Origin of the sequence: Flavobacterium sp., from assembly GCF_044368995.1 — a bacterium.
Lineage (GTDB): Bacteria > Bacteroidota > Bacteroidia > Flavobacteriales > Flavobacteriaceae > Flavobacterium.
The window spans coordinates 1-12610 of record NZ_JBIPMS010000043.1 but is presented as its reverse complement, the minus strand read 5'-3'; the positions used below and the strand labels follow the sequence as shown (position 1 = coordinate 12610).

Here is a 12610-nt window from a genome sequence, read left to right as displayed (position 1 = left end):
TTTCATAATTATCAGTAGCCCAAAATATATTTTTTTTTGTTGTTTGGTCGCACAAAAGTATATCAAGTATATCTGGATACTTGTCTAGTATTTTGTCCTCAATTATATCAACTACTTTTTGCATTATTTATATTTTCATTTTAAAATTCTACTAGTAGTAAAACTTGTTGTATGTTATTACAGAGATTGAATTAGCTGTTTTTTTTGCAAATGCATTAATCACCAAAAATAGTAAAATTAAACTTGATTTTTCCCGTTTTTGTTTTCATTTATATAATCTTTGTATAAACCCCATATTCAGGCTGTTGTAAGTAATTACCTAAGCATGATTTTAGAAAGTTGCCCACCGAACGCTCTCCAACATCAAACTTTTTACCGATTTCAATTGCTTCTTTTCTCTGAAATTTATTAGGTAATGCATCAAAAAACTTCTTCTTATTTTCACCTGATTTGAATGGTCCTTGTTCTCCTTGCTTTGGTAGATTAGTAAACATTATAATACTGTGTTGAATATAGGTTTTTGTTAATGTTAATGCTGTTTCGAAATCAATATCCAAACAATATACTTCTTTGTGATGATCATTTGTTACAAACTTTCTAATGGCTGTGAAAATCATGCAAAAACGATATAATATCAACCCTAATCGCTTAACTATACTTAAAGCATCTTCACTAACAAATGTGTTTATTTGTTCTAAAAAAGAGCTGAAAATAGGGTTAAATCTTTCCCATTGTTCATCAGTTAAATGTAAAATCATTTCGTCTCTTTCGTAAAACTCAACTAGCTTTAATACATCCTTAGATTGTTTAGTAAAATAGTCTGTTAAGTTTACAGGATTTCCTTTAGGTGATGGGTCTAACCATACTGCATCTGTTTTAAAAACATAGAATATAAATCGACTGAATAAACCATCTTCTGCTGATGCAATGATATTAAATACTTGTTTTGGTGTTCCTGATAATGCAACAGATAATTGAGGATTGTTTACTTCAATATATTCACCATCGGTTTTAATACTTTTTGATATTTTTTCGTGATGAAATGATTTTCTCAACATATCGGAATAAGCTCCCCATTCGTTTTTAAATGTTTGTCCTAACGTATCTGCTTCGGTTTCGCAAATAATTCCTTTTCCCTCGTTCCAATCTAAATGCTGAATTATTTTTGCATTACTTGTGTTTGCAGGAATGTAAACTACTTTGAATTTTGGTGGCATTGGCATTTCTGCACCTGGTTCTAGTTTTCCTTTTCCTTTTAGCATTTTATAAGCTGATAATTTTTCGTCATAATTTTTTTTATCATCTAATGAAAGTGCTAATGTTTTATCGTGGTATTTATCTGCTAATGCTTTGGCAAATTTCAAAGCGCCTTTCCCTGAAGCTGCTGGAGCTAAGATGAAAGAAAACAAACTTGGATAAACAATACTACCGCTATACAAACCTGACACATTAGGCAAACAACCTGAAAGAATAGCTAATGCACCTGTTAGATAAACATCTCTTTCTCTTTCCTGCATAAACACTTGACAGCTTTCAAACAAAATAGGTGGTAAATTATCGTAAACCGATTGCGGAATTATTGGTGTTGACTTTAGACAATCTTCATAATCATCAAAACTACTTTCTGTTTTTATAACACTATCTGTTTTTGAACTTTGCATGTTTGCAAAGTTTGCATACTTTGCAAAGTCTGCACTTTGGTTTTTGTATGTGCTGTTTAATGTAGCTTTTATTTCTCTTTCTTCTAGATCAAAATTATTAATGCAGTAGCTTAATGTATCTTCTTCATAAATACCAAACTTATTAGCATTGCAGGTAAATAGGAAAATAAAGTTGTTTCTATTGCCATTATAATATTGTTCCTTTTGCTCGGTAAATTTTAAGCATTTGTCTAATAATTCATCGGTTGTAAGGTTGTGTTTAATTTCTTTTTGTAATTCTGATTTTAATGGCTTGACTTCATCTTTAACTTCAAAGGTTTTCGCTTCTTCATTTATAAACAAATCTGCATCACAAGAAACAAAGCACAATCGGGTAATGTCTTTACATTTTGCATCAAAATCATAACCTGATAACTCTTTATAAAAATTAGCCACTTGATTGTATGCTGATGTGTGTTGTTCTGCATTTGAATTGATTTTAATGAATACTTTTAATCCTTCGCCACTTGGACTGATAAATGATGCGAAAGTGTATTCACAGCCATTTATAAGCGAAACAAGATTATTAATTTCTTCTACAGGAATATCATCAAAGTCTAAACCTAAAATTTGAGAATACGAAACTATATTTGCTTTTGTTCTGTTATTACCAAACGTTCCAGAACTTGTAAAACCTATTAAACCGCTTTTGATTTCATCGGCTAATTTTTCATCGCCTTTATGCAGAGCATATCGGATTGAATTTATTTCACTTTGGTATTTATCGGATTTGATTTCTTCTAATACTTCTAAAAGATTTCTCTCGCCTAAGTTGTATTTGAACTCTTGATAAACACTAACCATCAATTTGCTATTTGCTATCTGTTCCATTGTTACTTAGAATTATAGTTATCGTTTAAAAGCTTTTGAATATCTGAAAGTCTGTAGTAAATTTTGTTTCCTACTTGTGAACAAAGAATGATTTTTTTGTTTCTCCACTCCTGTGCTGTTCTTTTACTGATGTTCATTAATTGCATAAATTCTTGATTATCAAAAAATATATCTTCGGGATCTAATTTGCTTCCGATTTTCATCTGAGCAACTATTAAAGCTACTTGTTCGTCTAACCTTTTTAAGATTTTTTCGGCATCGTCATAAAAATTATTCATAGCTTACTTTTTTAATTGGGTTAAACATTCCATTATTTCGCTTTTTTTGTAGTAACGTCGTGCGCCTATCCCATACGCTTTGACTTTACCATTGTTTGTCCATGCCCATAAAGTGCTGCTATCAATTTTAAGAAATTGGCAGGTTTCATCTCTGGTCATTAATTCTTCTGAATTGTCTTTTGATTGAAGCTCCTTTTGAAGTTCAATAATTCCGTTTCTAACGGATGTACCTATTAGCTGTTGTAGTTGTTCAACAGTTAGGTTTTGAAGTAAAATTGCATTGTTTTGCATATCGAATATTTTTTAAAATTATTCGACAAACATTCAAAGTGGGAAAAGTGGGAAAAAGTGAACACTAAAAAGTGTTTTTGGTGGGAAAGGTGTATTACTGAAAATCAGACCTTTGTAGTGAAATATTTATATAAATTACAATAAAAAAAATCATCTTTTTTTAATTCAACATCTTTAAAAAGCAATACGTTTTCTTTTATAAACTCTAAATATTCATAAGTTAAACTCTCATTTGTTATGCTTGTGTAGATTTCTTTTAAAGCCCAACCTACTTTCTTTTTGTTTAATCTGCCTAGGTTAACTTTATTTGTTGAGAAAGTAACTCTATCATTAAGAAAATATTTATTAAGCATATCAACTAATAAACCATATTGAATAGTATTAACACCTGTCAAAACATCTTCTAATTTTTCAATAATTATATCATTTATAAAACTATCGTTTAAGTTGTCCGATATAATTGGTAATTCTGTCTGAACTATTAGAGCTGCTTCTTCTTTTATATCATTATTATTATCCAATAATTTTTCATTTAGAAAACTAATTTTTTTATTGTTAGAATAACAATACTGCTCATAACTTATCATTGAAACAACATAATTAGCTTTTTTATAAATTTCTACGCCAGACTTTGAAAATTCGTAAATATCACCTGTACCGATTTCAAAATCAGATAATAAATTTTCTAAAAAGGTTTTTTCACTATGTATAAAATCAGTTTCGGAAGTATCATCGTAATTATCAAGAAATAGATTTAACCTTTTACCATAATTGTTTTTGTAATTTTCAAATGAGCAACCAAAAAAGAATACATTATCTTTATTTAATTGCTTTGTTAACTTTACAAATTCACTTTTTATTTCTTCCTTTTTGGTTTCTTCCCAATCTGTAAATTCTTCGTCAGCTTCAAAAAACAAAAAATCTTCATCACCTGAAAGGTGTGAAGTTCTTGACTGATATTCTTCAATAAAGTCATTTTTAATTTTAACGTAATCATTACTTTCAAAAAATAATGGATCATTTGTTAAATTAGGGTTGAAGGTGTTCGAGTTTTCAACTAAAGTTTTAACTTCTTGTTTTTCAACAATATTTTTATTTCCGGGTCCGTTTTTTTTATCATTTAGAAAATCGATAATTTTTTCAAAAGTTGCTTTATATTTTAAACTCAATTCAATATCCCAACCATCATTCTCATCTTTAAATGTTACTAAACTATCATATATTTTAGGAATAAACATTTCACAATGCCCACCATTAACAGCATATATATGTTTACCATCATAGTATGTTTTAACTAAATTGGCATTGCTATAACAAAGATTATAGAAGTCAATTTCTAAAGCAATAAATTGCTTTTCTTCAAAGTCTTCATGCTTAGATAAATATTCCTGTAGTAAAATATTATAGTCCTCTTTATACTCTTTGAGTGTAAAGGAAATTTTTCTGTTGATGTCTGGAACCATATTAAAAAATAAAGTGTGAATTTATAAAAAATAATTTTAAAAGTAATTTGTTAACTCCATTGCAATATCCTTGTTACTCTTTCCTATATAAGTTAAAAACATTGCTTCTGTTGTATGTCCTGTTATGTACATTAAAAATGAGGTTGGAATTTTACCATAATTATTGGTTGCAAAGCTTCGTCTTCCAATATGAGAAGAAACCATCAAATGTTTTGGATAATCTTTTGTAACTTTTTCTTTTATCTTATGGTCAAATAACGTTCCGTGTGTAGGTTGGTTTATTTCAGCTGCTTCACATACTTTTTTGATGTGTTCATTATATTTTTGGTCTGAAATCCTTCTAGGGAAATTACCATCGTATTTCTTCATTATTTCAATGATTTTCTTATGCAATGGTATTGTCATTATCTTTTCTGTTTTAACCTGTGTAAACTCAATTAATGGCTTTAATTCACCTGCTTTATTCTTTTCGTATCTAATCATAGATTTATCAAAACGTAAGAAATCGGAAACCCTTTGACCACAATAGCAGCTTATCAATAACCAATCACGTGCATTTTCTAAACCCTCAGTTAATTTCTTGCTTTCAATTTTCTCAATTGCTGTAATTTCCTTTTCATCTAAATAGATGTTGTCTACTTTATAATATTTTGCTTTGATACTATCAAGCTGATAATGTGTTTCTACTCCGTTTGCTTTTGCATGTCGGCAAAATGTTTTTATAAAACGAATGTTTCTTGCTGTGGTGTTTGGAGCATATCCAACACTAATGCAGTATTTTTCAAAATCCATTTTGAATTTTGCATCAATATCACGAATGAATAAAACTGATTTTGTTTGTTCTTGGTAACGCATTAATAAATGCTTGATAACATTACACTTTGTAATGGTGCTGTTTTTTACATCGGCTTTTTTAAACTCAATGAATGTATCAATATAATCAACTAATTTATCTGGATGCTTTTCTTGTTCCTGTGGTGGGTTTACAAAATCTTTTAACCATTGAGCATCCACAACCTTAACTCCTTTGCTTCGGTTGTACTCTTTTAATAGGTCATTTTTTAATGCTGCTAAATCTGTATCCAGGTTTGCAATATGAATATCTTTTAAAGCTTTCTTTGTTGGTCGCTGTTCTGCATCATCCCAATTAATTGGGTCAATATGATAATTTGTTTTAGCTTTGATGTCAAGTGTTCTGCCATCACGTAAACGAATGTAAATAACCGCAGGACTTTTTTTGCTCTGAAGGAGTAGATAAATTGATGCCATATTTTTGCCTTTTTATGTTCCATAAAGATACAAAATCTAGTCCACATTTAGTCCACATTTGTCAAAAATTATCCTAATTTATCCAATACCATCCAACACCTTTTATCTTAAAAACCTTTGTAAAGTATTGATTTTATTGACTTTTTGTATATAAATAGAAATATTTAATTTTTGGGAATTTGGAAAGTTGTAGTCCCTCTTTCTCCGCAACAAAACCTGAAACGCAAGTTTCGGGTTTTTTTATTTCTTCCCACTCCAAAAGTTTACTTTTGACCATGAGGAAGAAACAAAAAAAACAATCAAAATTTATTTTGGTTTAGGTTTTCGTTGTATGAACCCCACTCTAGGATCATGGAATAGTCCTTCTTTATCAACGAAAGACAATTTTTAATGGCTTTTTTTTAAAAAACTTTCCTTATTACGAATAGCTAGTATGTTAATTTACTGTACTACCATATTTATTATTAAAATAGTCGCCCTTTTTAAATAGCATCCATAAAATATAAAATGGAATAAGTTGCCACCAGCCACTTTTTCCTATATCGTGACATCTTTTAGCTCCTTGTGCAAACCAAAACCAAAAGTGAAGTATAAATATTAGACTAGAAAAAGTTGTAGATATTGCCCGATTTTCAAGTTGTAATAGTAAAAATGTATTTATACTACCTAATACAAAAATGAAAAACAATAACCATAAAAAGATTCTAATAAAAAACATTTTTGGTGTAATTCTTCCTTCAAAACTAAATAAGTTTATTAGTTTGTCTAAACTAGATAGACTTTTATTTTTAGATTCTGTAGCGCTATCTACTATGGTTGGATTTTCGATTGTATTTGGCTTAGGACTATTTTGTAGATTATATATACCATACAAAATTCTTATTTTAGTATTAAATTCTACTTCAGTTAAAATACCTGATTTTAACAATTCCAAAAGTTTTTTATATTCGTTTGTCTGTTTAATTTTTAAATCTATATTCTCAGCTTGTAGTTTTTCGATCTTCTGGTTGTATTCAAGTTCTGAAATTAATCCTTTATTTTTCAGGTCCCTTAAATAATTGATAGAATTGCTTGAAGTCAAAGGTTTGTTTTTATCTGGAGAATTAAACATGTTAAAGTTTTTTAAGAGTAAGATTATTATTATAACTAACCATTGAAGTGGCAAAATTGGAAAAATTGTTAATAGAATTTTAGTAAGTTTATTAAACTTATTTGAACTCCAAATATATGATATTGTCGCAATTGTTATTCCTGACACTAAACCTATAATAATTCTATTATCCATAGTTTTTTTAATTAATTTGTTTATTTATTTTAAAGCGTTCCAACATTTTTTACAAAACCATATTTTTTCACTATCTACTTGTTTTATAGTCCCACTTGCACTTGTCATCATACAATTTTTATCATTAGTACAATGTTCTAATCCTAGATTGTGTCCAATCTCATGTAAAGCAACTTTTTTAAGTCTTTCTAAAAAAGTTGCTTTTGAAATGTTCTTTTTTAATCTAAACGTCGAAATCACACAAGTTGTTCCTGGTCTGTATCCCAATCCAAATATGCCCCATTCTGGAAATTCATTACTTTTTCTATGTGCTATATCTTTTTCAGTTAACAACAAGATATTTTCTTTAGAATTGTATTTTTTTAAAATTTTTCCTGCTTCGTATCTTCTTTTGCTTCCTGTTAAAATATCGTTAGTTAAATTTAGTTTTGATTTAACAACACAATTATAACCGTAGAAATTTTCAACTGACTTTTTTATATAATTAACATATTCTTGATTTACATTCCCTAAGGCTTGAATATAAATTGTTTTTTGTTTTAAATTATTCTCAAAAAAAGTTTTGTCTTTTTCTGGCTCATTATTTGATACCTGCTGATTATTTTGACAAGAAAAAAAACAAACACAACACAGAATTAAATATGATTGTTTTATAATTTTATTAGTATACAACATAGTAGAAATTTTATTTCGGTACAGAATTAAACAAAATAGTTGTATTATACAAGTTTTTTTGAGTTTTTGTTTGTGTAGAGGTTGTAATAACAATCGTTTTTAAAGGGTTAAACAGAGGTTTAATAAAGACAATTATAGATAAATAAATAGGTGAACGTGTTTATAACTATCTAGGGTTTTTGGTTTAGGTTTGTGGTTTATATTTTTTGCTCATAACTTTTTTTGCAAATGTTATTTTCTGAAAGAATACTTGCTTAATTTTGTAGTATTATGAAGTTAAGAAGTTTACATACTACCACGCTATTTGAGTTTTACGCACCAGATTATGCAACAGCATTAGACATTCCTTATGTTGATGTGGGTATCAGTGCTGGTTTTCCTTCTCCAGCGGATGATTTTATTGAACTGACCATCGATTTAAACAAGCATCTAATTAAACATAAAGACAGTACGTTCTTTGCAAAAGTAAAAGGACATTCTATGAAAGATGCTGGTATTTTTGATGGCGATTTGTTGGTGATTGATAAAAGTTTATCTCCTGAGGATGGTAAAATAGCCATTTGTCAAATTGATGGTGAATTTACCGTAAAACGCATCAAAATTGAAAAAGATATCGTTTGGCTACTCGCCGAAAATGAAGACTATAAACCTATAAAAGTCACCGAAGAATATGAATTGATGATATGGGGAATTGTGGTGCATAGTATTAAATCTTTTTAATTGATTAATTCGTAATTCGTAATTCCCAAATCGTAAATCAAAATGTTTGCCTTAGTAGATTGCAATAATTTTTACGCCTCTTGTCAGAGAGTATTTGAGCCACATTTAATTGGAAAGCCAGTAGTGATTCTTTCTAATAATGATGGTTGTGTGATTGCGCGTTCTAATGAAGCTAAAGCAATAGGCATTCCAATGGGGGCTCCAGCGTTTGAATTTAAAAAGTTGTTTGAAACGCATAATGTTTTTGTTTATTCTTCAAACTATGCGTTGTATGGCGATATGAGTAGCCGCGTGATGAATATACTGACGACTTTTAGTCCTGATATTGAAGTGTATAGTATTGATGAGGCGTTTTTGAAGTTTAACGGATTTGATTTATTCAACCTGGAGGATTACGGCAAGACCATTCAGAAGACGGTTACTAAAAATACAGGAATTCCTATTAGTGTGGGATTTGCACCTACTAAAGCTTTGGCTAAAGTGGCCAATAAAATAGCCAAGAAGTTTCCTGAACGCACCAAAAGTGTTTATGTGATAGACACTGAGGAAAAACGCATAAAAGCCCTTAAATGGACTAAAATTGAAGAGGTTTGGGGCATTGGTAGGAAACACGCGAAACGCTTGCAAGCGGCGCAGGTTTTTAACGCGTACCAATTCACGCAATTGTCTGATGAGTGGGTGAGAAAACAAATGGCTGTAGTAGGGCTGAGGTTAAAGCACGAATTGGAAGGCAAACCAACCTTGGATTTGGAAACTGCAAAAAGCAAAAAAATGATTGCCACGACTCGGTCTTTTGAAAAATCTTTAATTAAATTAGAAACTATATCAGAAAGGGTTTCCACATTTACCGCTTCTTGCTCAGAAAAATTAAGACGACAAAATAGTCATTGTACTATGATTATGGTGTTTGTACAGACCAACTATTTTAGAAAAGACCAACCCCAATATTCAAGAAGCATAGTTATCAATACCGATTTTCCAACGAACTCAACTATTGAGTTGAATCATTATGCGCAAATTGGATTGAAAGCTCTATTCAAAGAAGGGTATCATTATAAAAAAGCTGGGGTGATTGTTATGGGATTAACACCAAATGACCAAACGCAGTTGTCTCTTTTTAATACTTCAAATCCAAAACACCAGCCGCTGATGTCGGTTGTAGATAAGCTAAACAAATGCTACGGGAAGAATAAAATTAAATTTGGAAATCAATCGCTAGGCAGACAATGGAAAATGAAACAGGAGAAGTTGTCGAAAAGCTATACCACACGTGTAGATGAGGTTGTTGTGGTTTGTTGTTGAGTTGTTGAGTTGTTTGATGTATTGCTTTACTTGGTAAAGCGGTTGATTGGAATAAAAAATTACGACTTAATAAATTTCATTTCTGTTACATCATTTGCAACATATACTTTTATAAAATACATTCCAGCAGGAATATTTTCCATATCAATTGGATTATTTGCTTGTGTTGAGGTCATAATTAATAATCCATTACTTGAGAAAAATTCTACTTTTTCAATGTTTTCTCCTGCACTAAGATGTAAAAGATTTTTTACAGGGTTAGGAAACATTGAAATTTGTCGTGCAACAGGAGCACAGCTTCCAACGTTTGTATTGTAGCCAAGTACATTGCAATCATTTTGTATGTAAACTATTTCGTTTGCATCGCAACATACGGAAGCCAAATTAGGATTCCCAGTGAAGTCAACTTCTTGTTCAATGGTTCCGTTTTCTAAAAACAAATTAGTTAATAGATTGTTTTGACAATTCACGATATCTAAATTAAATAAATTATTTGCGTTTAATGAAGTTAATTTGTTATTTGGAACAAACAAATATCTTACATGTTTTATATTACCTAAATTTAAGGATTGCATTTCGCCATTTGAAATTTCAATAATTTCAAGATTTAAACAAGTGCTTAGGTTTAAATTTGAAAAAGTTGTGCCCGAAAGACCAATATTAATTAATTTTGTATTATTACTTAAATTAAGTGAAGATAGTGGTGCGGAAATATTTAAAATTAACAAATCTATAGCGTCATTTAAATTCAAAGATGTGAAATTACCTGATAGTGTAAGATTGGTTAACTCTGCTAAATTACTTACATTTAAAGTAGTAGCATTTGTAAAACACGACACGGTTTTTAAATTAACATTACTAGAAAGATTTAGGTTTACTAAATTACTTTGTCCGGTTATTGCGTTTGATAATGTTAAGTTTTCAAGATTAATTAATGTTGGATATGTAAAACTGGTTCCGTTAAAAAATAACGATTCAAAACTTTTAAGATTTGTGAAATATTGAATTCCCGTAAGGTCGTTAAGTTCAACATAAGATAAATTTAATTTTTGAACTAATAGGGCTTCGGCTTGTGTAATTTCATCGTCATTATTGGCATCGATCATTGGAAAAATTGTACCATTTGAATTATAATCAATCGGTAAATCTAATAAGGCATTTTTAAAATTAATATCTTGAAAATTGATATTTTGAGCACCTACAATTTGAAATGCCAGTCCTAAAATTAATATTACTATTTTTTTCATAATTGCGTCTCTTTATTTAAAGTACTGTATAGCTTTATTTTAAGTTTACAAAAATAGATTATTGATTTGAATTTATATTAATTTTAGTGTATTAATTTGAAAATATAACAATTGTTTAAGCTTGTTAGGTGTTCATTATTAATGACTTAAAACGTTTTGTATTGACTATTGGTTGTTTTTATTTCACTTCGTAAACCTTTTGTATTTCGCGTAATAATCTTGTTTTTTCCTAGTTTTTTCGAATTGTTTTTATAATATTTAGTACGTGAATTGCAAACTTTTGTCTCCTTAATAAATTTCAAAATTGCCGCATAATGGAAAATAATATTCAAATTAATATTATTGTTTTTGCCCTTTGAAAAGCTCAGGATGAAGGAATTTGACATTGTTTGATGTTTTTTGTATATTTGATTAAAACTAATTGATATGAAATATATTTTAATTCTTGCATTTTTATGCATAAGTAGCTTTGCAAATGCTCAAAAAGTGTTTAGTACGCAATATAGTAACCAAGCAGAAATTAAAGTCTTTGTGGTGAAATATGAAAATCAAGCGGATTTAAAAGTCTTTAAGGTGAAGTATGAAAACCAAGTAGGTGAGAATAATGGCAAGTGGTTTTTTTCTAAATATGAAAACCAAGCGAAAAAGAAAATATATTTTGTGGATTACGAAAATCAAGCGGATTTGAAAATCTTTTTTGTGGAGTATGAAAACCAAGCGGGTTGGAGAAATAATGAAAAGAAGTATTTGATGTATTAGAGATTTACGATTTACGATTTACGATTTACGATTTACGATTTACGATTTTGGATTTACGAGTTGGTCCTTCGGCAAGCTCAGGATGACGGGATTGGGTTTAAATTCTTTTTAATTTCATTTTATAATTATCACAATCTCGACAGGTATAGCTTGATTGCCAAGTTAAAGATAATTCATGTATACCTTGTCCATTCCCCATTCTTGAAGTATTTAAGTCATAGGAATATCCCAATTTGAATTCACCTGCTCGCATGGTCACAAATGGATTTAAGGAAGTTAAAACATGACTGTTTGGACTTTTTCCTTCCGGGTTTGTGGATGTAATTACGCCAATAGCAAAGGTGTTCATTTCTAACGAAGTGCTGAGGTCTAATCTGTTGTATTGCGATTGTCTCATATAATTGAATGAAAATAACAGATTAGAATCTTGTGGTAAAATCATAAAAGGGGTATTGTTTAATTCAAAAAAATACCCACCATGTAGGTTGAAATACAAATCTAAAGGTACATTACCATTTTCAGTAAAGGATATGTCGGGTCTGCCCAAGTGCTTTAAGGTGGCTCCAAACCAGGCATTTTCTTGATCAACTAAAACACCTGCAGAAAAATCTACAAAATTAATATTGTTTTTGTTTTTTAAATAACCTGGGTCGATACTGCTTCCTGAAATTGCACCTGTATTTATGTTAATTTGGTCTTCTAATAGTAAGCTTCCAAAATTAAAATCTTTTCTTCCGTATCCACCTTCTATACCTAATCTTAGTCGCCAGTCGTAATTGATATCTACTCG

The 12610-nt window shown here is 29.8% G+C and carries 12 protein-coding genes; 3 read left to right on the top strand and 9 right to left on the bottom strand.

The annotated features are described in order from the left end of the window. Positions 1 to 269 precede the first annotated feature (269 nt). From ACIQ2I_RS04735 to ACIQ2I_RS04705, 7 genes are all read right to left on the bottom strand, one after another. Positions 270 to 2531 carry a DUF3987 domain-containing protein gene (locus ACIQ2I_RS04735; protein ID WP_396181284.1) on the bottom strand — a complete coding sequence of 754 codons (2262 nt, stop codon included), beginning with the start codon at positions 2529 to 2531 and terminating at the stop codon, positions 270 to 272. A 2-nt stretch (positions 2532 to 2533) separates the two neighbouring features. After that, positions 2534 to 2809, bottom strand: coding sequence for a helix-turn-helix domain-containing protein (locus ACIQ2I_RS04730; RefSeq protein ID WP_396181283.1), 276 nt, complete (start codon positions 2807 to 2809; stop codon positions 2534 to 2536). 3 nt (positions 2810 to 2812) lie between these two features. Further along, positions 2813 to 3100 carry a helix-turn-helix domain-containing protein gene (locus ACIQ2I_RS04725; RefSeq protein WP_396181282.1) on the bottom strand — a complete coding sequence of 96 codons (288 nt, stop codon included), beginning with the start codon at positions 3098 to 3100 and terminating at the stop codon, positions 2813 to 2815. A gap of 104 nt (positions 3101 to 3204) precedes the next feature. Next, positions 3205 to 4563: a hypothetical protein gene (locus ACIQ2I_RS04720; RefSeq protein ID WP_396181281.1), complete on the bottom strand. Its 1359-nt coding sequence runs from the start codon at positions 4561 to 4563 to the stop codon at positions 3205 to 3207. A gap of 36 nt (positions 4564 to 4599) precedes the next feature. Then, positions 4600 to 5832, bottom strand: coding sequence for a phage integrase SAM-like domain-containing protein (locus tag ACIQ2I_RS04715; protein ID WP_396181280.1), 1233 nt, complete (start codon positions 5830 to 5832; stop codon positions 4600 to 4602). 436 nt (positions 5833 to 6268) lie between these two features. Beyond that, positions 6269 to 7117, bottom strand: coding sequence for a DUF805 domain-containing protein (locus ACIQ2I_RS04710; RefSeq protein ID WP_396181279.1), 849 nt, complete (start codon positions 7115 to 7117; stop codon positions 6269 to 6271). 24 nt (positions 7118 to 7141) lie between these two features. After that, on the bottom strand, positions 7142 to 7792 hold the full coding sequence (locus ACIQ2I_RS04705) for a matrixin family metalloprotease (RefSeq protein WP_396181278.1): 651 nt from the start codon (positions 7790 to 7792) through the stop codon (positions 7142 to 7144). Between the two features lie 270 nt (positions 7793 to 8062). Here ACIQ2I_RS04705 and ACIQ2I_RS04700 point away from each other — a divergent pair, with 270 nt between their 5' ends. Further along, on the top strand, positions 8063 to 8512 hold the full coding sequence (locus ACIQ2I_RS04700; RefSeq protein WP_396181277.1) for a LexA family protein: 450 nt from the start codon (positions 8063 to 8065) through the stop codon (positions 8510 to 8512). A gap of 42 nt (positions 8513 to 8554) precedes the next feature. Continuing rightward, positions 8555 to 9814 carry a Y-family DNA polymerase gene (locus tag ACIQ2I_RS04695; protein WP_396181276.1) on the top strand — a complete coding sequence of 420 codons (1260 nt, stop codon included), beginning with the start codon at positions 8555 to 8557 and terminating at the stop codon, positions 9812 to 9814. Positions 9815 to 9873: 59 nt separating this feature from the next. On the opposite strand, the gene ACIQ2I_RS04690 is transcribed toward ACIQ2I_RS04695, so the two are convergent. Then, positions 9874 to 11061, bottom strand: coding sequence for a T9SS type A sorting domain-containing protein (locus ACIQ2I_RS04690; protein WP_396181275.1), 1188 nt, complete (start codon positions 11059 to 11061; stop codon positions 9874 to 9876). A 426-nt stretch (positions 11062 to 11487) separates the two neighbouring features. Here ACIQ2I_RS04690 and ACIQ2I_RS04685 point away from each other — a divergent pair, with 426 nt between their 5' ends. Further along, positions 11488 to 11820, top strand: coding sequence for a DUF6150 family protein (locus ACIQ2I_RS04685; RefSeq protein ID WP_396181274.1), 333 nt, complete (start codon positions 11488 to 11490; stop codon positions 11818 to 11820). 97 nt (positions 11821 to 11917) lie between these two features. Here ACIQ2I_RS04685 and ACIQ2I_RS04680 read toward each other — a convergent pair. Further along, positions 11918 to 12610, bottom strand: a 693-nt coding sequence (locus ACIQ2I_RS04680; protein WP_396181273.1) for a PorP/SprF family type IX secretion system membrane protein, incomplete at its 5' end; no start/stop codon positions are given.

Bases quoted from the DNA above. Each gene is read 5' to 3' on its own strand.
- ACIQ2I_RS04730 (WP_396181283.1), bottom strand. From the start codon at position 2,809: ATGAATAATTTTTATGACGATGCCGAAAAAATCTTAAAAAGGTTAGAC.
- ACIQ2I_RS04710 (WP_396181279.1), bottom strand. From the start codon at position 7,117: ATGGATAATAGAATTATTATAGGTTTAGTGTCAGGAATAACAATTGCG.
- ACIQ2I_RS04705 (WP_396181278.1), bottom strand. From the start codon at position 7,792: ATGTTGTATACTAATAAAATTATAAAACAATCATATTTAATTCTGTGT.
- ACIQ2I_RS04715 (WP_396181280.1), bottom strand. From the start codon at position 5,832: ATGGCATCAATTTATCTACTCCTTCAGAGCAAAAAAAGTCCTGCGGTT.
- ACIQ2I_RS04735 (WP_396181284.1), bottom strand. From the start codon at position 2,531: ATGGAACAGATAGCAAATAGCAAATTGATGGTTAGTGTTTATCAAGAG.
- ACIQ2I_RS04700 (WP_396181277.1), top strand. From the start codon at position 8,063: ATGAAGTTAAGAAGTTTACATACTACCACGCTATTTGAGTTTTACGCA.
- ACIQ2I_RS04720 (WP_396181281.1), bottom strand. From the start codon at position 4,563: ATGGTTCCAGACATCAACAGAAAAATTTCCTTTACACTCAAAGAGTAT.
- ACIQ2I_RS04725 (WP_396181282.1), bottom strand. From the start codon at position 3,100: ATGCAAAACAATGCAATTTTACTTCAAAACCTAACTGTTGAACAACTA.
- ACIQ2I_RS04695 (WP_396181276.1), top strand. From the start codon at position 8,555: ATGTTTGCCTTAGTAGATTGCAATAATTTTTACGCCTCTTGTCAGAGA.
- ACIQ2I_RS04690 (WP_396181275.1), bottom strand. From the start codon at position 11,061: ATGAAAAAAATAGTAATATTAATTTTAGGACTGGCATTTCAAATTGTA.
- ACIQ2I_RS04685 (WP_396181274.1), top strand. From the start codon at position 11,488: ATGAAATATATTTTAATTCTTGCATTTTTATGCATAAGTAGCTTTGCA.